Below are 26,105 nucleotides of genomic sequence, written 5' to 3'. Positions count from 1 at the left end.
GGTGGTGGGACGGATGGACGAGCAGTCGGCGCCCGGTGCTCAGCCGGCCAATCCGGCCATTCCGGCCGACCCACCGCGCCCGGCCGACCCGGCGGGCCCGGCCGAGCAGGCCCTGCGGCGGCTGCTCGTCGGGCTGACGGCGGTGCGTGACGGCGACTTCCGCACCCGGCTCACCCTCGACCAGCCCGGCGTGCTCGGGGAGATCGTCACGGTCTTCAACGGGATGGCGGACCAGCTGGCGCGGGTCACCTCCGAGGTGACCAGGGTGGCGCGCGAGGTCGGGACGGACGGCCTGCTCGGCGGTCAGGCCCAGGTGCCGGGCGCGGCCGGGACGTGGCTGGAGCTGACCGACGCGGTGAACGCGATGGCGGGCAACCTGACCTGGCAGGTGCGCAACATCGCGCAGGTGACCACGGCGGTGGCCAAGGGCGATCTCACCCAGAAGATCGAGGTGGACGCGCGGGGCGAGATCCTGGAGCTCAAGAACACCGTGAACACGATGGTCGACCAGCTGTCCGCGTTCGCCGACGAGGTGACCCGGGTGGCGCGGGAGGTCGGCACCGAGGGGCGCCTGGGCGGCCAGGCCCGCGTTCCCGGCGTGGCCGGCACCTGGCGGGACCTCACCGACTCGGTGAACTTCATGGCCGGCAACCTGACCTCCCAGGTCCGCGCCATCGCCCAGGTCGCCACGGCGGTGGCCGAGGGCGATCTCACCCAGAAGGTCTCGGTGGTCGCCCGGGGCGAGATCCTGGAACTGAAGACGACCATCAACACCATGGTCGACCAGCTGGGTTCGTTCGCCGCCGAGGTGACCAGGGTGGCCCGCGAGGTCGGCACCGAGGGCCGGCTCGGCGGGCAGGCGGACGTCCGGGACGTCTCCGGGACGTGGCGCGACCTCACCGAATCCGTCAACGTCATGGCGGACAACCTCACCCGGCAGGTCCGCGCGATCGCCGAGGTGACCACCGCGGTCGCGGAGGGGGACCTCACCCAGAAGATCCGGGTGGACGCGCGCGGCGAGATCCTGGAGCTGAAGGAGACCATCAACACGATGGTCGACCAGCTCTGCGCGTTCGCCGACGAGGTGACCCGGGTGGCCCGGGAGGTCGGCACGGCCGGGAACCTGGGCGGCCAGGCCAGGGTCCGCGGCGTCTCCGGGACGTGGAAGGACCTCACGGACAACGTCAACGTGATGGCCTCCAACCTCACCGGCCAGGTCCGCTCGATGTCCGAGGTGGCCACCGCGGTGGCGCGCGGCGACCTGTCCCGGAAGATCACCGTGGAGGCCAAGGGCGAGGTCGCGGCGCTCGCCGACGCGATCAACACCATGGTGGACACCCTGTCGGTCTTCGCCGACGAGGTCACCCGGGTGGCCCGCGAGGTCGGCACCGAGGGCATCCTCGGCGGCCAGGCCCGCGTCCCCAACGTCGCCGGGACGTGGAAGGACCTCACCGACAACGTCAACTTCATGGCGCACAACCTCACCAGCCAGGTGCGCAACATCGCCCAGGTCACCACCGCCGTCGCCGAGGGCGACCTCAGCCGCAAGATCGACGTGGACGCGCGCGGCGAGATCCTGAAGCTGAAGACGACCGTCAACACCATGGTGGAGCAGCTGGGTTCGTTCGCCGCCGAGGTGACCAGGGTGGCCCGGGAGGTCGGCAGCGAGGGGCGGCTCGGCGGCCAGGCCCGGGTGGAGGGCGTCTCCGGCACCTGGAAGCGGCTCACCGAGAACGTCAACGAACTGGCCGGCAACCTCACCCGGCAGGTCCGCGCGATCGCCGAGGTCACCAGCGCCGTCGCGGCCGGCGACCTCACCCGCTCGATCAGCGTGGACGCCTCCGGCGAGGTCGCCGACCTCAAGGACAACATCAACGCCATGGTGGAATCGCTGCGCGAGACCACCCTGGCCAACCAGGAGCAGGACTGGCTCAAGACCAACCTCGCCCACTTCTCCGCCGCCATCCAGGGCCGGCGGGACATCCGGGCCGTCGCCGAGATGATCACCGACGAGCTGACCCCGCTGATCGGCGCCCAGTACGGCGCCTTCTTCCTCGCCGAGGAGACCGCCGACGGCCCCGGACTCGCCCTGATCAGCGCCTACGGCCGCCCGGCCGGAGAGACCCGACGGCTGCGGCCGGGGGAGTCCCTGGTCGGCCAGGCCGCCCGCACCCGGCGCACCGTCGTCGTCGACGACCTGCCGCCCGGCTACGCCACCCTCGCCTCCGGCTCCGGGGCCGCCGACGCCCGCTCGCTCGTCATCCTGCCCATCGCCCTGGAGGAATGGCTGCTCGGCGTCCTGGAGTTCGCCTCCGTCCACCCCTTCACCCAGGTCCACCGCGACTTCCTGGAGCAGTTCGCAGAGGCCTGCGGCGTCAACATCGGCACCCTGCTCGCCAACGCCCGTACCGACGAACTGCTCGGCGAGTCCCGGCGCCTCACCGCGGAACTCCAGGCCCGCTCCGAGGAGTTGCAGGCCGGACAGGAGGAACTGCGGCGCTCCAACGCCGAACTGGAGGAGAAGGCCGCCCTGCTCGCCCAGCGCAACCGCGACATCGAGGCCAAGAACCTGGAGATCGAACAGGCCCGTCAGGAACTGGAGGAACGCGCCCGGCAGTTGAGCCTCGCCTCGATGTACAAGTCCGAGTTCCTGGCCAACATGAGCCACGAACTGCGCACCCCGCTCAACAGCCTGCTCATCCTCGCCCAGCTGCTCGCCCAGAACTCCACCGGCAACCTCACGCCCAAGCAGGTCGAGTACGCGGGCGTCATCCACTCCGCCGGCACCGACCTGCTCCAGCTCATCAACGACATCCTCGACCTCTCCAAGGTCGAGGCCGGAAAGATGGAGCTGACCCCCGAACGCTTCGCCGTGCGCGAGCTGCTGGAGTACGTCGAGTCGACCTTCAAGCCCCTCGCCGACCAGAAGGGCCTCGCCTTCGGGGTCGACGTCGACCGCTCGGTGCCGGAGGAGCTAGTCACCGACCAGGCCAGGCTGCGCCAGGTGCTGCGCAACCTGCTCTCCAACGCCGTCAAGTTCACCGACACCGGCCGGGTCGAGCTGCGGATCGAGCGCGCCGCGGGCCCGGATCTGCCGCCCGAACTCGGACGGGTGGCCTCAGCGGTGGCGTTCCACGTCGAGGACAGCGGCATCGGCATCGACCCCGCCCACCTGGACACCATCTTCGGCGCCTTCCGGCAGGCCGACGGCACCACCAGCCGCCGCTACGGCGGCACCGGCCTCGGGCTGTCGATCAGCCGCGAACTCGCCAGGCTCCTCGGCGGCACCCTCACCGTGCGCTCCACCGCGGGGAAGGGCAGCCGGTTCACCCTCCACCTTCCGGTCGGCGGGCCCGGACACCCGGACGGCGAAGCGGAGATCGAGCCGCGGATCGTGATCTCCCCGGACCCGGTGGCGCCGGCCCCGGTGCCTCCGGGGCCCGGCGACCCGCTCGCCGGGCGGACCGTCCTGATCGTCGACGACGACGTCCGCAACGTCTTCGCCCTGGCCGCCGCGCTCGAACCGTACGGCCTGACCGTCCTGCACGCCCCCGACGGCCGTGCCGGGCTGGACCTGCTCCGCGCCCACCCCGAGACCGACCTGGTCCTGATGGACGTGATGATGCCCGGCCTCGACGGCTACGCCGCGATCGCCGCCATCCGCGCCGACGAAGGCCTCGCCCGCCTGCCGGTCATCGCCGTCACCGCCAAGGCCATGCCCGGGGACCACGACAAGAGCCTGGCGGCGGGCGCCGACGATCACGTCACCAAACCCGTCGACACCCGCGACCTGCTCGACCGGATGCGGCACGTGCTGGACACGCCGTGACCGCCGGGCACGAGCCCGGTGACGGTACGGCCCGGGCCCTCGCCGAAACCGTCCGCCGGCTCCAGGACGCCGCCGCCCGGACGCGGGCCGGGGAGCGCGGCCGGGCCGTCGTGGACCTCGCCACGGGGATGCTGGCCGAGCGCCTCGGCGTGCTCCCCGCCGAGGCCGCCGCCCACCTCGCCCGGCTCGCCCGGGAGGCCGGCGTACCGGTCGTCGCCCTGGCCGCCGACATCGCCGGCGTGGCGGGGCCAGCGCCCGGCCCACCGCCCGAGCAACCTGCCGGGGAGCCCGAACCCGCGTCACCCGCGGGGGAGCCCGCTTCGGCGCCGCTGACCCCCGCGCTCGCCGCCCTCCCCGACCCGCGACGCGCCGCCGAAGCCGTCCTGGAGCAGACGGGACGCGCGCTCGGCGTCCACGCCGTCGCCCTGTGGCAGCGCCTGCCGGGCGGCGCGCTCGCCCTCGCCGCGCACGCCGGGCTGCCCGCCGCCGAGGCCGCCGCCTGGAGCCGCGTCCCGCCCGGCGTCCCCACCCCGGCCCAGCGCGTCGTCGGAGGCGGGCCGGAGCTGTGGCCCGGCGACCCGGGGAGCGACGGCCCCTCGGTGGGCGCCGGTTCGGCCAGGGCCGTCCTCCCCCTCCTCGTCGGGGGCCGCCGGCAGGGCGCGCTGGAGCTGCTGTGGCCCGTGCCCGGCCCCGCCCCGGCGCTCGGCGGGCTCCAGCGCCGCCGGCTCTACGCCCTCGCCGACCTCTGCGCGACCCTCCTGGCCGAGGCCCGGACCCCTGCCCCGTCCGCCGACGAGGACACCGCTCTCCTCGAAGGCCTGCCCACCCCGGCCCTGCTGCTGGAGCCGGTCGTCCGCCGGGGTCAGGTCGACGACTTCACGATCGTGCGGGCCAACGCGCACTTCCACGATCCGCTGGGCCGCCCGCAGGACGCGCTGGAGGGCACCTCGCTGCTGGAGGCCTATCCGGTCGCCTGTGCCGCCGGCCTCTTCGAACGGCTGCTCAGGGTGCACGAGACCGGGGCCCCACTGCCCGGCGAGCGGGTGCGACTGGTCTTCCGGCGGGACGCCCTCGCCCAGCGGGACGTCCTCGCCGTTCCCGCCACCGTCCTGCTCACCGCCGCCCCGTACGGTGACCGGCTGCTGGTCGGCTGGCAGCCCGAGCCCGGGCAGGGTGACGCGGAGGAGGAGACCGACCTGCTGCGGCAGGCCCAGCGGCTCGCCCGGGTCGCGGGCTTCGAGGAGCGGCTCGACACCGGCCGGGTCCGCTGGAGCGACGGCCTGCGCGAGATCTACGGGCTGCCGCCCGACGCCGCCCCCGTTCCGCTGGCCCGGCTCGCCCGGCACACCCACCCCGACGACGAGCCCGCGATCCGGCGCCTGCTGGACACCGTCCGCCACCGGCACCGGACCGCGTCCGCCGTCTTCCGGCTGGTCCGCCCGGACGGCGCCCACCGCTACACCCGCGTGATCGCCGAGCCCGTCCTCGACGACCAGGGCCGGCTGAGCGCCGTCCGCGGCGCCTTCCACGACGTGTCCGCCCAGCACCGGACGGAGGTCGCGCTCGGCGCCACCCGGGCGCGTCTCGCCGACTCCGAACAGGAGGCGGCCGAGGGCGAGCGGCTCGCCCTGCGGCTCCAGCAGGCCATCCTGCCCGCGGCACCGCCCCCGCTCGGCGCCACCGGCCTGCGCGCCGCCGTCCGCTACCGCCCGGCCGCGAAGCGGGACCGGGTCGGCGGCGACTGGTACGACGTGCTGCCGCTGCCCGACCAGCGCGTGCTGCTCGCCGTCGGGGACGTCGCCGGGCACGGCGTGTTCGCCGCCACCGGCATGGTCGCGCTGCGGCACGCGCTGCGCGGCCTCGCGGTCACCGGGGCCGGCCCGGCCCGGCTGCTGGAGTGGGCCAACACGATCGCCCTGCGCGAACCGGGCCATGTCACCGCCACGGCCGTCTGCGTGCTGCTCGACCAGGCCGACGGCGGGCTGCGCTGGGCGCGGGCCGGCCACCTGCCGCCGATCCTGGTCGGACCGGACGGCGCCCACGTGCTGCCGCTGCCGCACGGCATCCTGCTCGGCGCCCTGGAGGACGCCCGGTACGAGGAGCACACCGCCCACCTGCCCCCGGGCGACGTCCTGCTGCTCTACACCGACGGTCTGGTGGAGCGCCGGGACCGCCCGGTCGAGGAGTCCGTCGACCAGCTGATCCGCGCCGCCGGCGCGCCCGGCCCCGACCTGGAGCGGTACCTCGACCGCCTGCTGGAACTCAGCCCGGCCGACACCGACGACGACACCTGCCTGGTCGCCGTTCAGCTGGCAAAGCCCGTGCTGGAGTAGCCCTCACACCGCGCCGCCGGGTCGTCGCGTGCGGCCCCCGGTGGCATCCTGAGGGCTCAGATCCGGCAACGGGCACCCGGCGCAGTGAGGATCCAGTGACCATGAACCGACCGTCGCCGCACGGCGCACCCGGGTGAGCGGCCGTGCGTACGTGGCGGGTCCTGCGGGCGACGGTCAAGGGTGTGTGGGGGCAGGGCCGCACCATCGAACTGCTCCAGCGGTCGATGGCGTTCGCGGCGCTGTTCTTCGTGACGCTCGTCCCGCTGCTGATCGTCATCGCGGCCGCCTTCCCCTCGCGCGGCAGCGGCATCGCCGAGTGGATCACCGACGGCCTCGGCCTCACCGGCGAGGGCGCCACCGCCGTCCACCGGCTCTTCGTCTCCCGCGGCCAGGTACTCAGCACCACCACGGGCTTCGGCCTGGCCGCGCTGGCCGTCTTCGGGGTCTCCCTGATGGCCGCCGTCCAGGGCGTGTACGAGCGCATCTGGCAGCTCGACCGCGGGCCGTGGCACGCGATCTGGCGCCAGGCCCTCGGCCTGGCCGGGCTGACCGGCTACATCGTGCTGGCGGCCTGGAGCGGCACGTTCTGGCGCCACTCGACCGTCCAGCCGACCTTCCGGATCGTCGCGACGACCGTCGGCGGTGTCCTGCTGTTCTGGTGGCTCCAGCGGCTGCTGCTCGCCGGCCGCGTCCCGCCGCGGGACCTGCTGCCGGGAGCCGTCGCGACGATGGCGGCGCTGGCCGGCCTCCGGCTGTTCTCCCGGGTGGTCTTCGCGCCGCTGCTGGTGTCCAACGCCATCTCCTACGGCACCGTCGGCACGGTGCTGGTCGTCCAGACGTGGCTGATCGGCGTCGGCTACACCGTCTACGGCGGCGCGCTGGTCGGGAGCGCCGTCGTCCGGGCCCGCCAGGAGCCCTGACCGGCGGACCGGGCCGGACGGCGCGGGTGTGGCGGGCAACGTGCGCCGGACGCATGGGAGTTGTGGAGATTCCGGACCCGCCGACTGGCATGCGCGGCGACGGGTAGGCGCCGTTGACACACGTCGGTCCGCCCGGGCCGGCGCGCACCACCGTCGCAGGAGGGCGACCCGATGCAGAAGTCCGCTGTCCGCCCGATGCCCGTCACGTTCCCCGACAGCCCGCTGCCCGATCTGCCGGTGGACGTGGAACTCCGCTTCGACACCGCCCTTCCCTACGCGGCGTGTCTGGTGTTTCCGCTGACCCCGTGCGGCTGCACCGGCCCCGACGCCGAGGTGTGCTGGTACTTCAGTCGCGACCTGCTGAACGAGGGCCGCCACGCCCCGGCCGGCAACGGCGACGTCAAGGTCAGGCCGGGAACCGCCGGTGAAGTCCTCATCACCCTGCGGAGCCCGGACGGCCAGGCCGTGCTCAGCGCCCCGGAGGCCGCCGTCACCGCCTTCCTCGCGGACGCCTTCACGCTGGTGCCCGCCGGATCGGAGCCCGACCACCTCGACATCGACACCGCCCTCGCCTGGTTCCGCGACACGGACTGACCGCGCGCCCGGTTCAGGCCGCGTCGCCCGGCCCGGCCGCCGGGGCCGCGGCAGTGCCGTCGGTCGACGAGCGCAGCAGGGTGGCGAGGAGTTCGGCGATCGTGGGGCCGCTGTCGGCCGGGTGCCGCAGCTGCTTGCCGTCGATGACGTGGTAGTGGTTCGCGCGTCCGCGGCGTTCGTGGGAGAGGTACTCGGCCTCTTCGAGATCCGCGATGATGCGCTGGACGGCCCGCTCGGTGAGCAGGCAGCGCGCGGCGATGTCGCGGACCCGGATGCCGGGGTCGCGCGCGATCTGGACGAGCACGCGGGCGTGGTTGGTCAGGAAGGTCCACGACCCACCCGGAGCGGTGCCGTTCTCCACGTCTCTCAGCGTACGACCGCCGGTTCACGGTGTCGAAAACACGACATTCGATTCACGCAAATCTTGACATATGCGGTGAGCGGGTGAGGATGGAAACGGTACGTGAAGGAGACCTTCCCATGTCCGTCCGTCTCAAGAGTGACACCGTGGCCATCGGGGACGCGCTCGTCTGCGCCCTGGCGGGCGACGTGACCATGGACAGCGAACCGATCGCCGCACACGCGCTGAACGCCGCCCTCGACCGGGCACCCTCCGTCCTCGCGGTCGACCTCTCCCGGGTGGAACTGTTCACCTCCACCGGCCTCAACCTCCTGCTCACGCTGCGACAACGGACACTCGGCCGACCGACCGCACTGGTCCTGGTGGCGCCGAGCGACATGGTGCGCCGGGTCCTGGAGATCACCGAGACCGCCCCGCTCTTCCCGGTCCGTGCCACCGCCGAACAGGCCGTCCGCCACAGCCTGCGGCCGCCCGCCGCGCCGCGCTGAAGCTCCGCACTGAACCCTCCGCACGGAACGGTTTGGGCGGATCGGAGCGGGGCACACGCCCGACCACGAAGAAGCTCCGGACAGGCCGGGTCCTTCCATGTGTCCCACCCCCGCCCCTGCGGCCTCCCACCACCAGCGCCGGCTCACCCTCGACACCGACGGCAATCCGTACTGCGTCAGCGACGCCATCGCCTTCACCCGCCGGTTCGTACGGGACCGGCACCTCGCCGACCCGCCCGCCGCATCCGACGACGTCCTGCTGGTCACGGCCGAACTCGTCACCAACGCCGTACGCCACGCCGACGGCCCCTGCGACCTCGGCCTCACCCAGCACGGCGCCCGGCTGCGCGTCACGGTCACCGACCCGAGCCCCGAGCCGCCGCGCCGCGCCGGACACCGGCCGGCCGGGCACGGCGGCTACGGGCTGATGATCGTGGAACGCCTGGCCGTGCGCTGGGGGCACTACCCCCTCAACGGAGGCAAGGCCGTGTGGGCGGACCTGTCACTGCCGCCCGGCCGGCTCACGGATCGCGCGGTCCGGGGACGCCCGGAGGTTCGCCCGGGCGAGCCGGACCCGACGGTGGCTGGGGGAGCGTGGGCCAGGGGTTCTGGTAGGGGGCGGGGCGGTTGAGGACGGGTAGGTCGGCCTCGGTGGCGATGCCGCACTGGTTGCGGCCGGCGGACGGCCGGTGCGGATGACGCCCGGTCAGGCGGCGGGGGTGGTGTCGGTGGCGTCCAGTGCCGCGCGCAGGGTGCGGGCCAGGGCCGAGGGGGCGAGGGCGTGTCCGTGGAAGTGGACCCACCACATGGCCGGCTCGTGGGCGAGCAGGTGCTTGTGGACCGCGGTCACGTCCAGCCCGCCCTCGTGCAGCGCGTCGACGGCGGGCTGCAGTTCGGCCTCGGTGACCGACAGGCTGCCCATCAGCAGTGTCCGGCCGTCGCCGTAGCGGGTGAAGGCGGCGTAGGAGCCCACGAACAGCCGGACGCCGTAGGTGGTCACCGGCAGGTCCTGCCGGGTGAAGCGCACCCGGTAGACCGAGCCGTCCGCCATCGTGCCCGGCCGGCCCAGGACTTCGGCCACCTCACCCCAGTCCGCCTCCACGGTAGGCACCGGCATCACCGTCTGCCGCCGGGCCGGTTCCACCGCGGCCGCCCTCGGAGCGGATCCGACCAGCACCGGCACCGTCGCCGCCACGGCCAGCAGCCGCCGGCGCGACGGGTTCCCCCGGCCGTCCTCCGCACCCCGTGCCGACATGCCGCTCACCACATCAGCCCCTCAGCCGCTCAGTCCTCGGCCCCGCCGGACGGCCGGTCGGGACCATGAAACCGAGCGGGGCCGTCGAAGCGCTGAAGCGCCACGCCGTACCGGCGATCCGGTGTGCGCGGGGTCAAGGACGCGTTCACACACTGACCGTCCTGCCGCGAGGGTCAGGGACGTGCGAGGGTGTCCGGGGACCCGCCGGTATCGCCGGCTCAGCCCTTGCCCCCGCCCCCGGGGGCACCCTCGCGCGCCCGGAGCGCGGCGCGGGCCGCCTCGGCGAGGCGGCGGGCGTCTTCCAGCGCCTCGTCGAGGGCCGGCAGCCGGGGTTCGACGTGCGGGCCGACGGCCTCGATGGCCAGCTCGGCGTCCTTCGCGGCCCGTGCCGGATCCTCGGCGAGGACGGACTCGCCCCGGAGGACGCGTAGCAGTGCCACGGCGTGGCGCCCCGCCAGCGTGCTGTCGTCGTGCGGGCCGAAGACGCGTTCCTGGTGGGGGCGCAGGGCCTCGGCGAGTTTCAGGGCCCGCCCCGGTCGGCCTGCCGTGGCGTAGGCGTTGACCAGGTTGGCGGCGGAGATCAGGGTGTCCGGGTGGTCCCGTCCGAGGACTCGCGACCGGAGCGGTAGTACCCGCTCCGCGATCTCGACGGCCTCGTCGTGGCGCCCCGTCCTCCGGCAGGACACCGAGAGGTCGGCGAGGGCTTTGAGGGTGTCGGGATGCTCCGGGCCCTGGACCCGTGTCTGGTCGGCCACGGCCTGCCGTCGCAGGGCGAGGGCCTCCTCGCCCCGGCCCGTCGCGGCGTACGAGGAGGCGAGGGAGACCCGGACGGCCATGGTGTCGGGGTGGTCGGGCCCGAGGATGCGCTCGGAGGCCTCCAGCACGTTCTCCTCGATCTCCATCGCGTCCGCCAGCCGGCCGGCCTGGGCGTAGCTGGAGGCGAGGCTCGCCAGGGCGATGAGCATCCGGGGATGCTCCTGCGCGCCGAGCAGGTTCGCGAGTTCGACGACCACCTGTTCCTTCAGGGCCAGCGCTTCCTCGTACCGCCCGTTGATCTCGTAGGTGAGCGCGAGGTTGTTCCGCGAGTTCACGGTGTCGGAGTGGAGCGGGCCGAGCACCCGTTCCCGGGCGGCCAGGACGTGCTCCTTGAGCGTCACCGCGTCGCTCTCGAAGCCGATCTGGGTGTAGGAGGCGGCGAGGGAGCCGAGGATGTCGAGGGTCTCGGGGGAGTCGGCTCCGAAGAGGCGCTCATGTTCGACCGCGACCCGTTTCCGGAGCACGACGGCGTCCGTGGCACGGCCGGCCTGCTCGTAGGCGGCGGCCAGGTTGGCCTGGGAGATGAGGGTGCGTTGGTCCTCGGGACCGAGTTCGGCCAGGTTGGCCTCGACCTCCTCCTCCCAGTGGTCGACGGCTTCGGTGTGCAGGCCGGCGGCGAGGAGGCTCAGCCCTGCTCTGTCCCGTAGCGCGAATCCCGGGAAGAGCCGGAGGACCTCGCTGCCGACCGTGTCGCGCAGGGTCGCGGTGTTGGCCCGGAGGCTGGCGGCGAGGCGGTGGTCGAGGTGGTCCTCCGCCGGCCAGAGCTGGTACATCGCGAACATCACCGCGGACTGGGTGGGGGTCGGTTCCGGGGTGGTGTCCCGGGCGGCGCGGGCGGTGAGGGCGTGGATGGAGACCTCCCGGTGGGCGGCCACCGGGCCCCGGTGCGGGAGGTCGACCCCGGCCGGGTAGCTGCTGATCAGGTTGTAGGTGTGCAGGACGGCGAGGGCGGTGAGCGCTTCGTCGGCGCTGACCGGCGGAGGTTCCCCCGGTTCGGCCGGCTCCGCGTCCGGGCCGCCGGCGCGTGGCGGGGAGTCCGGTCCGGTCGCTCCGGCGGCGCGCTGCTTCGCGAGGTACTCGGTCACCGCGTCGGTGGTCCAGAGCTCGCGGGGGTGTCCGGCGGGGTCGAGCAGGGCCGCCAGCCGGACGGCCGGGACGGCGAGGCCCTTGGGTTCGGTCTGCTGGGCGGCGTCCAGCGAGATCAGCAGCGCCGCGGCGACGGGCCGCCCGTACAGTTCGGTGTCCGCCTCGGGCGGCAGCACGGCGTCCAGGGTGCGGGTGCGCTCCCGGAAGAGGTCCAGGTAGGCCGTGCAGGTGCGCTGCTGGTTGACCATGTAGGCGGCGGCGTGGGCGAGGGCGAGCGGCAGCCGTCCGAGCGCCTCGGCGAGGTCCTCGGCCCGGGGGTCGAGCAGGTAGGGGTAGCCGGCGCCGGTGAGGCGTTCGCGCAGGTAGGCGACGGCCTCGGCCGTGTCGTAGACGTCGACCGGGACGACGGCCCGCCCGCCGCCGGAGGCGTGGGCGCCGCGCTGGCGGGTGGTGGCGAGGACCCGGCCGTTGCCACGGCGTGACCGCCCGGGCCACAGCGGCCCGGTGGCGGTGAAGTCGGTGACGTCGTCGAGGACCACCAGCCAGCTGCGCTCGGTGCTGCTGAGCCAGTTCAGGAAGCGCCGGGCGTCCTGGTCGACGCGGTCGGCGGCGTTGGTGGCACCGGGCAGCTGAACGGCGGCCGCGGCCTCGGCGTACGCGAGGAGGACGGAGACCGGGTCGGCGGCGGCCGCCCAGACCACCACGTCGACGCCGTCCTCCAGGGCCTGCCAGGCGTAGTGGGCCGCCAGCTGGCTCTTTCCGACTCCGCCGCCCCCGGCGAGGACCTGGGAGAGCACCACCGTCTCGTTCCCGGCCCGCACCTGGTCGATCGCCTCGCGTACGGCGGTGCGCGGCTGGAAGGCGCTGGCCAGGATCGGGATGACGCCGATGGACACCGGCCATTCCGGTGGTGGGGGCGGCGGCAGGTGGACGGTGCCGCCTTGGACGACCGAGCCGTGGACCGTCGAGTTGGTGATCACGTTGACGACGTTCGTCCCGCTTTCCGCTCCCGCGCCGTCCCCCGGCCGCCGCGGCGGCATCACTTCGTTCATGATCTGATCCTCCGTCAATCATTCGACGGCGCACATCCTTGCGCGGGACACCGTCGATCGGTACGGGTTCGGCCGAACTCGCCTCCGGTGGCAGTCGGCCACCCGTTGATCGTCCACTCGCCACGTGTGGGTGGTGGGTTGCGGGCCCCTGCCCTGTGGTGGAAACCCGACCGATGTGACTCCGCGTGATGAGCCGGATGGACACCCAGTAGATCGTGTGCGGATAATTCTATCGGGGTGGGCGGAATCAAGATCGTTTCGAAGGGCCTCGTCCGGGTCGTGCGGCACCCCGCGGGGCACCCCGCGCCGCGGGTCGAGGTCGTGCTGCCGAACGTGGACGCGGAGTCAGGACTTCCCTGTCGCGTTCAGTTCACCAGTCAGGTGAGGGAGCCCGATGACGTACAGCAACGGTAACCAGTACAGCGAGCAGGCCGTCGAGGCCCGCTACCGGAACTCGTTCGGCCGGGCGGGCGGGTACCTGCCGGAGGACCGGTCCGTCGTCCACGCCTGGCTGGAGGAGGTCGGCGGGTACGTCGAGCGGCAGCAGGCGCGGAACGCGATCGTGCGGCACGACATGATGTTCACGCCGGCCGGGGAGGCGGTCTTCCGCAACAGGGACCTCAACAGGGCGCTCGTGGGGATCATGCGGGAGTGGTGCGCGTACCTGGACAGCCCCGCCAGCCGTGAGGTGCTGACCACCGACCAATGGCTGTCACCGGCGGCTCGGCAGCAGCTCAAGCTCGACGACTTCGAGATCGACTTCGGGCGGCCCTACGGCGGGCTGGCCTCGTTCAACGACTTCTTCCACCGGGAGATCAGGCCCGAGAAGCGGCCGGTCGCGGGCGGCACGGATCCCAAGGTCATCGTCGCCCCCAACGACGGCAGGGTGGTCAGGATCCAGGGGAACGTGCAGCGCACCGACGAGTTCTGGGTCAAGGGCCAGCGCTACTCCCTCTACGACATGCTGGACGGCAGCGATCTGACGGAGGGCTTCGTGGGCGGCGACGTCTACCAGTCGTTCCTCTCCGGCGGTGACTACCACCGCTGGCACGCACCGGTCGGCGGTACGGTCATCAGCGCCCGGGTGGTCGAGGGGCTGACGTTCACGGAGCTCGAATCGGCGGGCCACGACGAGGACGCCGGAGTGCAGTCGCAGATCTACGAGGCCTCGGTCAATGCCCGCGCCCTGGTCTTCATCAAGAGCGCCGACCCCGTCGGCGTCGTCTGCGTGATGCCCGTCGGCATCACCGAGATCTCCTCGCTCACCATCGGGGTCACGCCGGGGCAGACGGTCGGCAAGGGCGACGAGCTGGGGTACTTCAGCTACGGCGGCTCCAGCATGGTCCTGGTCTTCCAGCCGGGTGCGGTGGCCGCCTTCGACGTGCCGGACAACACGACCGGAGACATGGCGAAGGGCCAGTGGTGCGCGGTCAACTCGCAGATCGCCCACACCCGCTGAGGGACGTCTTCCCGCCGCAGACAGATCGCCGACAGATCGCCGACCGCGATCACTCCTGAGGGTCCGCCGACGTGTCGGCGGACCCTTCGTGGTGAGTGCTGGCAGACCGAGCAGCCCCCCGTCACCGCCGTACGGGCGTGTCAGCCGCATGTGAGCCGCTGTCAGTGCCGTGTGTGCGCCGTGTGAGCGGCCCGGGTCAGTCTCTGAGTGCCTGACATTCCGGAGGCGGCCGGCCGGAGCTCACCGGGCGGCCTCGATCCCGAAGGAGACACCAGCATGAACACGCCTGTCACGATCGTCGGCGCCGGGCTCAGCGGCCTCGTCCTCGCCCGCGTCCTGCGCCCCCACTACACCCTGCCGATCGGGCACCGGTGGAACCGGGTCCCGGGGGTGGCCCTGGTCGGCGACGCCGCCCACCTCGTGGCCCCGAACGGCGAAGGCGCCAACCTGGCCATGCTCGACGGCGCCGAACTCGGCACGGCCCTCGCCGCACACCCCGACGACGTCGAGGCCGTGCTCACCGCGTACGAGCAGGCCATGTTCGCCCGCCCCACCGAGGACGTCGTCTTCGAAGGCGCCCAGGTCCAGGGAGCCGACTCCGGCGACAACACGGCCCGGCGCCTGGCCGACATGATCACCGAGTACGGCCGATGAGCCGTTCGACCCCCGCTTCGGAACGAGGAGTTCTCATGCATGACGTAGCGATCGTGGGCGCCGGCCCGGTCGGCCTGTTCCTCGCCTGCGAGCTGCGCCTCGCGGGCTGTTCCGTCCTGGTGCTGGAGCGGGAGCCGGAGCCGCGCTCCCCGTGGAAGGCGGAACCGCTCGGGATGCGGGGCCTGTCCGCCGCGTCGGTCGAGGCGTTCCACCGCCGGGGGCTGCTGCGCCCGCTGCTGACGGCCTCGGGCGCCCTCGACGACGCGGAGGGGGACTCCGGTGCGGACCCCGGTGCGGACCTCGACGCGGACGAACCGTCACCCCCGCGCGGCGCGGGCCACTTCGCCGGCATGATGCTCGACCCGGCCAAGGTCGACCTCACCGCCCTGCCGTTCCGGCTGTCCGGCCCGGCGGCCGAGGGTGCGGTGACGAACCTCGAAGCGGTCGAGACGGTGCTCGCCGAGCGGGCGTCCGAGCTCGGCGTGGAGATCAGGCGCGGCGTCACGGTCACGGCCGTCGACCAGCACGACGGGAGTGTGGTCGCGCGGGCCGGCGAGCACGAGTACCCGGCGCGCTGGCTCGTCGGCTGCGACGGCGGGCGCAGCGCGGTGCGCCGGCACGCGGGCTTCGAATTCGTCGGCACCGAGCCGCAGTTCACCGGCTACGTCATGCACGCCACGGTCGCCGATCCGGAGAAGCTGCGCCCCGGGTTCAACCTGACGCCGATGGGCCTGTACCTCCGGACGCACCTGGACGGGCACATCGGCGTGATGGATTTCGACGGCGGAGCCTTCGACCGCTCGCAGCCACCGACCCGCGACCAGCTCCAGGAGGTCCTGCGCCGGGTCTCCGGCACCGACGTGACCCTGAGTGACGTCCGGCTCGCCTCGACCTTCACCGATCGGGCGATGCAGGCGACGACCTACCGCCAGGGGCGGGTGCTGCTCGCGGGCGACGCCGCCCACATCCACTCCCCGCTCGGCGGGCAGGGACTCAACCTCGGCCTCGGCGACGCCGTGAACCTGGGATGGAAGCTCGCGGCGACCGTGCGGGGGCACGCGCCGGACGGGCTTCTCGACACCTACACCGGTGAGCGCCATCCGATCGGCGCGGCGGTGCTCGACTGGTCACGCGCCCAGGTGGAGGTCATGAGGCCGGACCCGCACGCCCGGGCGATCCAGGGAGTGGTCCGGGACCTGCTCGGGACCCGGGACGGGACGACCTACGTCTTCGAGCGGACGTCGGGCTCGGCCAACCGCTACGACCTCGGCGGCGAACACCCGTTGACCGGCCGCAGCGCCCCGGACCTCCGCCTCGCGGACGGCACCCGCCTCGGTGACCTGATGCACGACGGGCGAGGGGTCCTGCTCGACCTCACCGCCGACCGGGCCCTGCACGGTTCGGCGACGGGCTGGGAGGGCCGGATCCGGTACACGGCCGGGACGGCGAGGAACGACCTCGGCCTGGGCGCCGTGCTCGTCCGGCCCGACGGCACGGTCGCCTGGGCGGGCGATCGCGAACCCGATGGTGCGGCCTTCGATGGTGCGGCCTTCGAGCGTTCGGCCTTCGATCGTGCGGCCTTCGAGCGGGCCGCCGGCCGGTGGTTCGGCGGTCCGGAGCGCTGAGGCGGCCACCCCGTTCCTGAGGGACGCCCACCGGCCGGTGGCTCAGTCGAGCGCGGCCACCGGTACGGGCGCACTCCGCTCCGGGTGGTCAGTCGTCGTGTCGCGTGCGCCGCGCTCCGTGGACACCGGCTCTCCGGCGAGTGCGGCCTTGGCGCGGCCGATGTCCAGCAGACCCTCCCAGCGGGCCACGACGAAGGTCGCGACGCAGTTGCCGAGCAGGTTGGTGACCACGCGCATGGTGTCCATCAGGCGGTCCGCCGCGAGCAGCAGAGCCACCGCGCCTGCGGGGAAGGCGTGCACGGCGGCGGCGGTCGCCGACAGGGCCAGGAACGCGGAGCCCGGGACGCCGGCCATGCCCTTGCTGGTGAGCATGAGCATCAGCACGATGGTGACCTGCTGGCCCAGCGACAGGTGCACGTCGAGCGCCTGCGCCATGAACAGGGTGGCCACGGAGAGGTAGATCGACGCCCCGTCGAGGTTGAAGGAGTAGCCGGTCGGCAGCACCAGCCCGGTCGGCGCCTCGCCGGCGCCCGCGTCGCGCAGCTTCTGCATCATCCTCGGCAGCACGACCTCGCTGGACGCCGTCGCCACCGCGAGCGAGAACTCGGACCGGGTGTAGAGGAGGAAGCGCCACAGGCTGAGCCCGGTGAACACCTTGAGCAGCACGGCCAGGCCCACCACGAACAGCAGCGCGGCACCGTAGCAGCAGGCGATGAGGGCGCCGTACGAGGAGAGCGCCGACATGCCGTACTGGCCGATCAGGTAGGCGGCGGAGCCGAACGCGGCGAGGGGCGCGAGCTTCATCACGTACCCGACGACCCTGAAGATCACCTGACCGGCCTGGTCGACCAGTTGCAGGACCAGCGGGGTGCGGGTGTGGCCCAGGTGTCCGATCGCCGTCCCGCAGAGCACGGCCAGCAACAGCACCTGCAGCAGCTGGTTGTTGGCGAAGGCCCCGACCGCGCTGGTCGGCACCAGGTTCAGCAGGAAGCCGGTGAAACCGGGGAGTTGGGCGCCTGCGGTCTTCTGGTCCACGGCCGCGGCGTCGAGTTTCGGGTGACCACCGGCGAAGCCCTGCCCGGGTTCCAGGAGGTTGCCGGCGGCCAGGCCGACCAGCAGCGCGACCGTGCTGACGACCTCGAACCAGATCAGTGCCTTGACGCCGATCCGTCCGACGGTCTTGATGTCGCCGGCCTTGGCGATCCCGAGCACCACCACGCAGAAGACCAGCGGCGAGATGACGGCCTTGATCGCGTTGAGGAAGGCGTCACCGATCAGCTTGAGGTGGTGAGCGCCGTCCGGCCACAGGTTCCCCACCGCGATCCCGAGCCCGATAGCGGCGATGACCTGGGCGAACGGTGAGAGCAGCACGGCCACGGCCCGGTTTCGGGCCGGCGCGGATGCGTCGGTCATGCGAATCCCCTTCCCGGAAGAATTCCGTACAGCGGAATGAATCTTCCGCATCGATGGGCGTGTGGTGGATTCTGCTGGCCGTTCGTCACACCCCCACGTCCCCGGCGTTAAGGCCGGGTGTCGTGCGGGCCGCCGGGGCCTCGACTCCTCCCGAGGAGCCCGGCGGCCGCCGCCGCGGCAGCGACGGTCAGGAGGCGCCGGTCGCGAGGTAGGTGCGCCAGTCGCCGTGGTGGGTGATGTCCGTTCCGGTGGACGCGGTGTGCGGGTCGCACTGGAAGCCCAGCACCCAGGTGCCGTCGGCGAGTTCGATCCGCCCCAGCGACATGGGGGAGGGCAGGGCGGCCAGGAAGCGGCCGAGGGCCGCGGGTGAGAGGGTCCAGCGTTCTCCGGCGATCGGGCCTCCGGCGCCCGGGCCGACCCGGACCAGGCCGGGCTTCGGCGGGACGGTGGTCAGCGCGGTGAGGCGGTAGGCCGCGCTCGTGGTGACCTCGCCCGCGTAGCGTGCGCCGGTGTCGGTGAGCTGGTGGTTGAGGGGCTGGCCGCGCAGGTGGGCGCCGAAGACGGCGAGGTCGAGTCCCGTGCCGGGCAGGGGAGTCGGAGCCTGTTCGTCGGTGAGGCGGGCGGCGATGTCGAGGGCGGGCTGGTCCTCGAAGGCGCGGGTGATGACGCTGACGCCGAAGGGGCTGCCGTCGGCCTCGCCGGCCGGCACGGCGACGGCGGCGAGGTCGAGGAGGTTGACGAAGTTGGTGTAGGTGCCCAGGCGGGAGTTGACGGCCACGGGGTCGGCCTGGACGGCGGCGATGTCGGGGTGCTCGGTGGTGGTCGGCAGCAGCAGCGCGTCGTAGCCGGACAGGAGGCGGCGGGCGAGCGCCTTGTACCCGTCGAGGCGTTCCTGGTCGGCGGCCAGGGCGTGGGCGGGCAGTCCGCCGGCGGCGAGGATGATCCCGGCCACGGTCGGGTCGGCGGCCGACGGGTCACCGGCGATGAACTCGCCCACGGCGGCGTAGCGTTCGGCGACGAGCGCGCCGTCGTAGAGGAGGCGTGCCGCCTGCAGCAGGGGCGAGACGTCGATGACGGTGGCCTCGGCGCCGGCGGCCTCCAGGCGCTTGACGGCCGTACGGAACGCGGCCCGCGCCTCCGGCGAGAGCGGCGCGAGGTCCTCGTCCCGGGGGACCGCGAGGCGGGGGTGCTCCGGGGCCGACAGCCGCACGTCCTCCGGCCAGGCGCGGCTGAGCGGATCGCCCTCGTCGGGGCCGATCATCACGGCCAGGGCCCGCTGGGCCTCGGTGAGGGTACGGGCGAAGACGGTGACGGCGTCGTAGGAGCGGGCGGCGGGGACGACTCCGGTGGTGGGGACCAGTCCGAGCGTGGGCTTGATGCCGACGATGTCGTTGAGGGCGGCGGGGACGCGGCCGGAGCCGGCGGTGTCGGTGCCGAGGGCGATGTCGGCGATGCCCAGGGCGACGGCGACCGCCGAACCGGAGCTGGAGCCGCCGGAGATCTTCTCGGGGCGCAGCGCGTTGCGGACGGGGCCGTAGGGGCTGCGGGTGCCGACCAGACCGGTGGCGAACTGGTCCAGGTTCGTCTTGCCGAGGACGAGCGCGCCCGCGTCCACCAGCCGTTGCACGGCGGGCGCCGAGCGCCCCGGCGGGTAGGCGTAGTCGGGGCAGGCGGCGGTGGTGGGCAGGCCGGCCACGTCGATGTTGTCCTTGACGGCCACCAGGGTGCCGGCCAGGGGCAGTTCGGCCCCCGCGGCGATGCGCCGGTCCAGCTCGCCGGCCTCGGCCAGGACGTCGGTCTCGGGGCGCAAGGTGATCCAGACCTCGGGCCGGTCGGCTTCGGCGATGCGCCGGTAGGCGTCGGTGACGCGCTCGGCGCAGCTGACGGTCGGGGCCTGGGTCATGCGGTCTCCTCTTCCAGGACGGATTCAACGACGGATTCAACGACGGATTCCATGGTGGACTCCCTGACGACGGCCAGCGGGGTGCCGCCGTCGATCTGCTGGCCGGGGGTGACGAGCACGTCGGCGATGACGCCGCCGGCGGGGGCCCGGACCACCACCTCCATCTTCATGGCCTCCAGCACGAGGAGCGGCTGGCCGGCTTCGACCCGGTCTCCCGGCCGCGCCTTGACCTTCCACACGGTCGAACTGAGCGGCGCCTCGACCAGGACACTGCCCGGTTCGAGGGTCAAGGAAGCGGCGTCCTGGACGACCGCCTCCGGTGCCTCACGGGGGGCGAACTCGCCCGCCTTCTCCCACGCCTGGCGTTCCGCCTCGAAGGCGGCCGCCTGGCGGGTGCGGAAGGCCGCGATGCTGTCGGCGTTCTCGCGCAGGAACCTCTCGTGCTCGCCGAGGGAGAAGGTGCCGGGCCGGATGTCCAGGGCGGTGCGTCCGGCGGTGAGGTCGGCGCGGATGTCGAGGAGTTCCTCCGGGCTCACCGGGTGCCAGATGATCCGGTCGAAGAAGCGCAGCAGCCAGGGTTGGCCGTCGGCGAAGGAGCGGGGCGGGCGCAGGCCGCCCCAGACGGGGACGGTGCGGCCGATGAGCTGGTACCCGCCGGGGCTCTCCATGCCGTAGACGCACAGGTAGGCGCCGCCGATGCCGACCCCGCCCTCGGCGGTCCAGGTGCGGGCCGGGTTGTACTTGGTGGTGACCAGACGGTGGCGCGGGTCGAGCGGGGTGGCGGCGGGGGCGCCGAGGTAGACGTCGCCCAGGCCGAGCACGAGGTACTGGGCAGCGAAGACCGTCCGTCGTACGTCCTCCACGCTGTCCAGGCCGTTGATGCGGCGGATGAAGTCGAGGTTCGACGGGTTCCACGGCGCGTCGTCGCGGACCGAGGCCGTGTAGCGGGCGATGGCCTCCTCGACGGTCGGGTCGTCCCAGGAGAGCGGGAGGTGGACCGCCCGGCTGGGCACGGTCAGGTCGGCGGTCGCGGGGAGCTGGTCCTCCGCCTCCTGGAGCAGACCGAGGAGGGTGCGCAGGGGGAGCACGTCGGGGTCGGTGTGCAGGTGCAGGGAGCGCACGCCCGGTGTGATGTCGACGAGCCCCGAGGGGCGCAGCGCGTGCAGGTGCTGGGCGAGGGCGTGGACCCGCATGCGCAGCGACAGGTCGAGCGTCATCGGGCCGTACTCGACCAGGATGTTGTCCTCGGCGCCGCGCCGGTACGTCACCTCGGGGGTGGTGTCGGTGGCCGGGCGGCGGGCGACGACACCGTCGTCGCCGTCCGGGCCGGCGTTCGTCGGGAGGGTGAGCAGGGCGGGGGAGCGGCGCAGGGCGTCGGCGGTCGTCTCGCCGACGGGGACGAAGCGCACGGTGTCGCCGGGGCGCAGCTGTCCGGTCTTCCAGCGGTCGGCGCGGACGATGGTGACGGGACAGGCGAAGCCGCCGAGGCTGGGGCCGTCGGGGCCGAGGATGGCGGGCGTGTCACCGGTGAAGTTGACCGCGCCGACGGAGTACGCGGTGTCGTGGACGTTGGAGGGGTGCAGGCCGGCCTCGCCACCGTCCGGCCGGGCCCATTCGGGACGCGGGCCGATGAGCCGTACGCCGGTGCGGGCGGACTGGGCGGATACCTTCCAGTCCGTCTCGTAGACGGTGCGCAGGCCGTCGCGGGTGAGGAAGTCCGGTGCGGGGTGCGGTCCTTCGCTGACCGCGATCCGCCAGTGGGTGGTGAGGTGCGGGCGGTCCGCGGCCGGCACCGCCGAGGGGGCGGGGGCGTCGGCGGCGGGCGCGGCCGGGCGCAGGACGTCTCCGGCGCGCAGCGCCCGTCCGGCGTGCCCGCCGAAGGCGCCGAGCGTGAAGGTGGCGGTGCTGCCGAGGTAGTCGGGAAGGTCGAGGCCGCCGCGGACGAGGACGTAGGTCCGCATGCCGGGGCCCTTCGGGGTGCCCACGTCCAGGACCTGGCCGGCCGCCAGTTCCAGCGGCTGCCACTGCTCGACGGGCCGTCCGTCGACCCGGACCTCGGCCGGGGCGCCGGTCACGCAGACGACCGTCGGGTGGGAGAAGCGCAGGGCCGCTCCTTCCAGGGTGCACTCCAGGCCCGGCGCGCCCTCGGGGTTGCCGACGGCGGTGTTCCCGAGGCGGAAGGAGAGGTCGTCCATCGGGCCGCCGGGCGGTATGCCGACCTCCCAGTAGCCGGTGCGCCCGGGCCAGTCCTGCACGGTGGTCTGCGCGCCGCCGCGTACGACGTCTATGCGCGGTCGCGGATCGGTGATGCCCGCGAGGGTGGCGGTGGTGTGCAGGGCGGCCCGCACGTCGGGCGCCTGGCAGACCGCGCGGAGCAGGCCGAGGTTGGTCTCCACGCCGTCGATCCTGGTGTCGGCCAGGGCCCGCGCGAGGCGGTCGAGGGCCTCGGCGCGGGTGTCGCCGGTCGCGATGATCTTGGCGATCATGGGGTCGTACGCCGTGGAGATCAGCTGCCCGGTCTCGGCCCAGCCGTCGACGCGGACGCCGTCGGGGAAGCGGACCCGGGTCAGCAGGCCGGAGCTGGGCCGGTGGTCGAGGGAGGGGTCCTCGGCGTAGATCCGGGCCTCGACCGCGTGGCCGCGGGGGACCGGCTCGTGGAGGAAACCGGTCTCGCCGCGGGCCAGCCGCAGCATCCAGGCGACGAGGTCCACGCCGTGGGTCTCCTCGGTGACCGGGTGTTCGACCTGGAGACGGGTGTTCACCTCCAGGAAGTACGCCTCCTGGCGCGCGGCGTCGTAGACGAACTCCACGGTACCGGCGGAGCGGTAGTCGACCGACGCGCACAACTCCCGTGCCGTCGTGTGGAGTCGGGCTCGGACGTCGGAGGGGAGGTCCGGTGCCGGGGCTTCCTCCAGGACCTTCTGGTTGCGGCGCTGGAGGGAGCAGTCGCGGTCGCCGAGCACGGCGATCCCGCCGGCGCCGTCGCCGAAGACCTGCACCTCGACGTGGCGGGCGCTGTCGACGTACCGCTCCAGGAAGACCCCGCCGTCACCGAAGCTGCCCTGGGCCAGGCGGGTCACCTGGGTGAACGCCTCCCGCAGCTCCCCCGGTCCGGCACAGGCCCGCATGCCGATGCCGCCTCCGCCGCCGGTGGCCTTGAGCATGACCGGGTAGCCGACCGTCTCCGCCGCGCCCAGGGCCTCCGCCTCGTCGGCGAGCAGGCCGCTGCCGGGCAGCAGGGGGACTCCGGCCGCGAGCGCGGCGGCCCGGGCGGTGTGCTTGGCGCCGAAGACCTCCAGCTGGGCCGGGGTGGGGCCGATGAACACCAGGCCGGCCGCCTCCACCGCGGCGGCGAAGGAGGCGTTCTCGGAGAGGAAGCCGTAGCCGGGGTGGATCGCTCCCGCGCCGGTGGCGAGGGCCGCCTCCAGCACCAGGTCGGCGCGCAGGTAGCTGTCGGCGGCGGGCGCCGGGCCGAGTCGTACGGCCTCGTCGGCCATCCGGACGTGCGGGGCGGTGCGGTCGGCGTCGGAGTACACCGCCACCGTGCGCAACCCGAGGGCGTGTGCGCTGCGCAGGATGCGGCAGGCGATCTCGCCGCGGTTGGCTACGAGCAAGGTGTCGAACACGATGGCGGCTCCTCCGGAGCGGGCGGCGGGGCGGTGGGGGCGGTGCTTGACGGGCTGCCGGTGTCGCGAGGTGTGTCTCTGGGCGTGTCGGGGTGTCTAGGGGTCAGACGGTGACCGGCTGTGCGGGCAGCACGTGGTCGCCGACCTTGTCGGTGCTCAGGCACAGCGAGCAGACGACCGCTTCGTGGGTCGCGCAGGCGGTCAGGTCGGGGCGCTCGTAGGGCTGGCGGCAGACGTGGCAGTCGAGGGTGACGGCGCTGGGGTTGCCCGCGGCGTCGAGCAGGGGCTCGTCGATGCCGTCGCCGGTGCGGCGCAGGTAGTACCGGCCCTTGGTGACGATCGCCATCAGCGGGGTGAGGACGAAGGCGATGACGGCGGCGGCCACGGGGGAGTACGGCTGCAGGGTGTCGCCGAGGGCGTGGAAGTACATGGCGATCGACAGGCCCGAGGCGGCGGTGAAGGCCACCACGCCGACCGGGTTGACGGCGTGGAGCATCCCGCGGCGGAACTCCGGCTGGAGCGGGGAGAGCTTCAGCAGGTACTTGTTGACGCCGATGTCGGTGGCGACGGTGACGACCCAGGCGATCGCGCAGTTCGAGTAGAAGCCCAGGATGCTGTTGAGGAAGCTGAACATGTCGGCCTCCATCAGGACGAGCGCGAAGCCGAGGTTGACCAGGACGAAGACCATCCGGCCGGGGTAGTGCCTGGTGACCCGGGTGAAGGAGTTCGTCCAGGCCAGCGAGCCGGAGTAGGCGTTGGTGACGTTGATCTTGATCTGGCTGATCACGACGAGGGCCACGGCGAGCGGGACGACGAGCCAGGACGGCATCATCGCGTCGAAGGCGCCCTTGAACTGCTGGATCGGCTCCGGGGCGGCGGCCGCGCCGACCTTGGTGATGATGTAGACGGCGAGGAAGACGCCGATGGCCTGCTTCAGGGCGCCGAGGACCACCCAGCCCGGGCCGGCCATGATCACGGCGGTCCACCAACCGCGCTTGTTGGCCTCGGTCTTGGGCGGCATGAAGCGCAGGTAGTCGATCTGCTCGCCGATCTGTGCGATCAGGGACAGGCAGACGCCGGCGCCGAGCAGCACGGAGGCGGGGTTGACGCCGCCCTCGCCGCCGGTGCCGGCGTAGGAGAGGAAGCGGTCGACGCTGCCGGGGTCGTCGGCGATCAGGTAGACCAGCGGGGCGACCATCAGCACCAGCCAGACCGGCGTCGTCCACACCTGGAGCTTGCTGAGCGCCTTCATGCCGAAGATCACCAGGGGGATCACCATCAGCGTGGAGACCGCGTAGCCCAGCCACAGCGGCAGCCCGAGGCCGAGCTTGAGGCCCTGGGCCATGATCGAGCCTTCGAGGGCGAAGAAGATGAAGGTGAAGCTGGCGAAGATGACGCTGGTCAGTACCGAGCCGTAGTAGCCGAAGCCGGAGCCGCGGGTGATCAGGTCGAGGTCGACGTTGTAGCGGGCGCCGTAGTAGGCGAGCGGGAAGCCGGTGACGAAGATGACCACGGCGGCCACGGCGATCGCCACGAGCGCGTTGCCGGTGCCGTGGGCCAGGCCGATGCCGGCACCGATGGAGAAGTCGGCCATGTAGGCGATGCCGCCGAGCGCGGTGGTCGCCACGACCATCGGGGTCCAGCGGCGGTAACTGCGGGGCGCGAAGCGGAGGGTGTAGTCCTCCAGGGTCTCCTTCGTCGCCTGGCTCTTCTCGGTGCCGGGTGGTGCGGTCGTCGTCAGCCGTGACTCGGCGGTGCTCATGGTCAGCCCTTCCGGCGTGCGGGTGTGTGTGGGGGATTCAGAGACGGTCGGCGTGCACGGCCATCTGGGTGATGGCGCGCTGGGCACGTTCCAGCACCACGGCCATCGAGTCGCCGACATGGGCGTGCAGGGCCCGGTAGCCCTCGTCGAGCCGTCCGTCGCGGACGAGTTCCATGATCTCGATGTGTTCGGCGATGGTCGTCTCGACCCGGTCCTGGGTGAGGAAGTCGTACATTCGCACTTGGCGGATCCGCTCGCTGACGGCCACCAGGGCGTCGGTGAGCGCGGGGTTGCCGGAGGCGCGGGAGAGCTCGGCGTGGAAACGCTCGTCCTGCACGACGAACCGCGGGTCGGGCGCCGGGGGGCACTTCCGCATCGCGTACCAGCGGTCCAGCTCGACGGTGATGACCGCGGGGTCGTGCCTGAGGGAGGGGTCCTCGATCGCCCGTGCGACACCGCGCAGCTCCAGGGTGACCCGGAGCTCGTAGAAGTCCTTCAGCTGCCTGAGGTTGGGGATCGTGACGAAGAAGCCGCCGTCCCCCCGCTCGATCAGCCCGTCGGACGCCAGCCGCGCCAGTGCCTCCCGCACCGGGGTCCGCGACACCCCGAACCGCGCCGCCAGCCGCACCTCGGCCAGCCGCTCGCGGGCACCGAACTCGCCGTCGAGCACGGCCGCGCGGAGCTTCGCGTAGACCGTCTCGCGCAGTGAGGGCGTGGGCGGCGCTCCCGCCGCCGGCGCGGCATCCGCCGGCACGGCATCCGAGGGCGTATACAGCTTCGCATCCATGAGCGGAGACACTAGGAACCGCGTGTTTCCCCGGAAGCCCGCGCGGGGTGAACGGCTCGTTACCGGAATCTCACCTACACTCGCGCCCCCGGCCTGCCGACCGCTCCGAACTCCCGCAAGGCCTGCGGTCCCTGAGAAGCCG

The 26,105-nt window shown here is 73.1% G+C and carries 16 protein-coding genes and 1 pseudogene; 9 read left to right on the top strand and 8 right to left on the bottom strand.

Annotation, left to right across the window (positions count from 1 at the left end):
• The first annotated feature begins 13 nt into the window (after window positions 1–13).
• The 4 genes from IE332_RS07485 (at window position 14) to IE332_RS07470 (ending at window position 7,676) form a co-directional block, all read left to right on the top strand.
• Entirely contained in the window at window positions 14–3,829 is a 3,816-nt protein-coding gene (locus IE332_RS07485; protein ID WP_189914348.1) for a HAMP domain-containing protein, read from the top strand.
• Complete coding sequence (locus tag IE332_RS07480) at window positions 3,826–6,162, top strand: SpoIIE family protein phosphatase (RefSeq protein WP_189914347.1); 2,337 nt, start codon at window positions 3,826–3,828, stop codon at window positions 6,160–6,162. Before IE332_RS07485 ends, IE332_RS07480 begins: the two co-directional genes overlap by 4 nt.
• A gap of 143 nt (window positions 6,163–6,305) precedes the next feature.
• On the top strand, window positions 6,306–7,082 hold the full coding sequence (locus IE332_RS07475; RefSeq protein WP_229928396.1) for a YhjD/YihY/BrkB family envelope integrity protein: 777 nt from the start codon (window positions 6,306–6,308) through the stop codon (window positions 7,080–7,082).
• 171 nt (window positions 7,083–7,253) lie between these two features.
• Complete coding sequence (locus IE332_RS07470) at window positions 7,254–7,676, top strand: SsgA family sporulation/cell division regulator (RefSeq protein WP_189914346.1); 423 nt, start codon at window positions 7,254–7,256, stop codon at window positions 7,674–7,676.
• A 13-nt stretch (window positions 7,677–7,689) separates the two neighbouring features.
• Here IE332_RS07470 and IE332_RS07465 read toward each other — a convergent pair whose 3' ends face one another.
• Window positions 7,690–8,037, bottom strand: a complete 348-nt coding sequence (locus tag IE332_RS07465; RefSeq protein ID WP_189914345.1) for a helix-turn-helix transcriptional regulator — start codon at window positions 8,035–8,037, stop codon at window positions 7,690–7,692.
• Between the two features lie 119 nt (window positions 8,038–8,156).
• On the opposite strand from IE332_RS07465, the gene IE332_RS07460 reads away from it, so the two are divergent.
• A complete protein-coding gene (locus IE332_RS07460; protein WP_189914344.1) occupies window positions 8,157–8,525 on the top strand; it encodes an STAS domain-containing protein in 369 nt (122 codons plus the stop codon).
• 97 nt (window positions 8,526–8,622) lie between these two features.
• Window positions 8,623–9,156 carry an ATP-binding protein gene (locus IE332_RS07455; protein ID WP_189914343.1) on the top strand — a complete coding sequence of 178 codons (534 nt, stop codon included), beginning with the start codon at window positions 8,623–8,625 and terminating at the stop codon, window positions 9,154–9,156.
• Window positions 9,157–9,231: 75 nt separating this feature from the next.
• On the opposite strand, the gene IE332_RS07450 is transcribed toward IE332_RS07455, so the two are convergent.
• Window positions 9,232–9,780: a DUF1259 domain-containing protein gene (locus IE332_RS07450; RefSeq protein WP_189914342.1), complete on the bottom strand. Its 549-nt coding sequence runs from the start codon at window positions 9,778–9,780 to the stop codon at window positions 9,232–9,234.
• Between the two features lie 218 nt (window positions 9,781–9,998).
• On the bottom strand, window positions 9,999–12,734 hold the full coding sequence (locus IE332_RS07445) for a tetratricopeptide repeat protein (RefSeq protein WP_189914341.1): 2,736 nt from the start codon (window positions 12,732–12,734) through the stop codon (window positions 9,999–10,001).
• Window positions 12,735–13,128: 394 nt separating this feature from the next.
• Here IE332_RS07445 and IE332_RS07440 point away from each other — a divergent pair, with 394 nt between their 5' ends.
• The 3 genes and pseudogenes from IE332_RS07440 (at window position 13,129) to IE332_RS07430 (ending at window position 16,472) form a co-directional block, all read left to right on the top strand.
• Complete coding sequence (locus tag IE332_RS07440; protein WP_189914340.1) at window positions 13,129–14,193, top strand: phosphatidylserine decarboxylase family protein; 1,065 nt, start codon at window positions 13,129–13,131, stop codon at window positions 14,191–14,193.
• A 327-nt stretch (window positions 14,194–14,520) separates the two neighbouring features.
• Window positions 14,521–14,847: pseudogene (locus IE332_RS07435) on the top strand (FAD-dependent oxidoreductase); the annotation flags it as partial.
• 35 nt (window positions 14,848–14,882) lie between these two features.
• Window positions 14,883–16,472, top strand: a complete 1,590-nt coding sequence (locus tag IE332_RS07430) for an FAD-dependent oxidoreductase (RefSeq protein WP_189914339.1) — start codon at window positions 14,883–14,885, stop codon at window positions 16,470–16,472.
• Between the two features lie 42 nt (window positions 16,473–16,514).
• Here the strand turns inward: IE332_RS07430 and IE332_RS07425 are convergent, their stop codons facing one another.
• From IE332_RS07425 to IE332_RS07405, 5 genes are all read right to left on the bottom strand, one after another.
• Window positions 16,515–17,885, bottom strand: coding sequence for a cation:dicarboxylate symporter family transporter (locus IE332_RS07425; RefSeq protein WP_189914338.1), 1,371 nt, complete (start codon window positions 17,883–17,885; stop codon window positions 16,515–16,517).
• A 187-nt stretch (window positions 17,886–18,072) separates the two neighbouring features.
• Window positions 18,073–19,788 carry an allophanate hydrolase gene (gene atzF / locus IE332_RS07420; RefSeq protein ID WP_189914337.1) on the bottom strand — a complete coding sequence of 572 codons (1,716 nt, stop codon included), beginning with the start codon at window positions 19,786–19,788 and terminating at the stop codon, window positions 18,073–18,075.
• A complete protein-coding gene (gene uca / locus IE332_RS07415; RefSeq protein ID WP_189914336.1) occupies window positions 19,785–23,414 on the bottom strand; it encodes an urea carboxylase in 3,630 nt (1,209 codons plus the stop codon). The genes atzF and uca overlap by 4 nt, the downstream gene beginning before the upstream one ends.
• A 103-nt stretch (window positions 23,415–23,517) precedes the next feature.
• Window positions 23,518–25,176 carry a purine-cytosine permease family protein gene (locus tag IE332_RS07410; protein ID WP_189914335.1) on the bottom strand — a complete coding sequence of 553 codons (1,659 nt, stop codon included), beginning with the start codon at window positions 25,174–25,176 and terminating at the stop codon, window positions 23,518–23,520.
• A gap of 37 nt (window positions 25,177–25,213) precedes the next feature.
• The gene (locus IE332_RS07405; RefSeq protein ID WP_189914334.1) at window positions 25,214–25,963 is read right to left on the bottom strand and encodes a GntR family transcriptional regulator; all 750 of its coding nucleotides are present in this window, start codon (window positions 25,961–25,963) and stop codon (window positions 25,214–25,216) included.
• Between the last annotated feature and the right edge of the window lie 142 nt (window positions 25,964–26,105).

Source organism: Kitasatospora xanthocidica (assembly GCF_014656195.1).
GTDB lineage: Bacteria > Actinomycetota > Actinomycetes > Streptomycetales > Streptomycetaceae > Kitasatospora > Kitasatospora xanthocidica.
Note: the sequence above shows the minus strand (reverse complement) of the source record. Positions and strands in the feature narration are given on the sequence as shown.

Bases quoted from the DNA above. Each gene is read 5' to 3' on its own strand.
- IE332_RS07485 (WP_189914348.1), top strand. From the start codon at position 14: ATGGACGAGCAGTCGGCGCCCGGTGCTCAGCCGGCCAATCCGGCCATT.
- IE332_RS07470 (WP_189914346.1), top strand. From the start codon at position 7,254: ATGCAGAAGTCCGCTGTCCGCCCGATGCCCGTCACGTTCCCCGACAGC.
- IE332_RS07460 (WP_189914344.1), top strand. From the start codon at position 8,157: ATGTCCGTCCGTCTCAAGAGTGACACCGTGGCCATCGGGGACGCGCTC.
- IE332_RS07455 (WP_189914343.1), top strand. From the start codon at position 8,623: ATGTGTCCCACCCCCGCCCCTGCGGCCTCCCACCACCAGCGCCGGCTC.
- IE332_RS07450 (WP_189914342.1), bottom strand. From the start codon at position 9,780: ATGTCGGCACGGGGTGCGGAGGACGGCCGGGGGAACCCGTCGCGCCGG.
- IE332_RS07445 (WP_189914341.1), bottom strand. From the start codon at position 12,734: ATGAACGAAGTGATGCCGCCGCGGCGGCCGGGGGACGGCGCGGGAGCG.
- IE332_RS07440 (WP_189914340.1), top strand. From the start codon at position 13,129: ATGACGTACAGCAACGGTAACCAGTACAGCGAGCAGGCCGTCGAGGCC.
- IE332_RS07430 (WP_189914339.1), top strand. From the start codon at position 14,883: ATGCATGACGTAGCGATCGTGGGCGCCGGCCCGGTCGGCCTGTTCCTC.
- IE332_RS07425 (WP_189914338.1), bottom strand. From the start codon at position 17,885: ATGACCGACGCATCCGCGCCGGCCCGAAACCGGGCCGTGGCCGTGCTG.
- atzF (WP_189914337.1), bottom strand. From the start codon at position 19,788: ATGACCCAGGCCCCGACCGTCAGCTGCGCCGAGCGCGTCACCGACGCC.
- IE332_RS07410 (WP_189914335.1), bottom strand. From the start codon at position 25,176: ATGAGCACCGCCGAGTCACGGCTGACGACGACCGCACCACCCGGCACC.
- IE332_RS07405 (WP_189914334.1), bottom strand. From the start codon at position 25,963: ATGGATGCGAAGCTGTATACGCCCTCGGATGCCGTGCCGGCGGATGCC.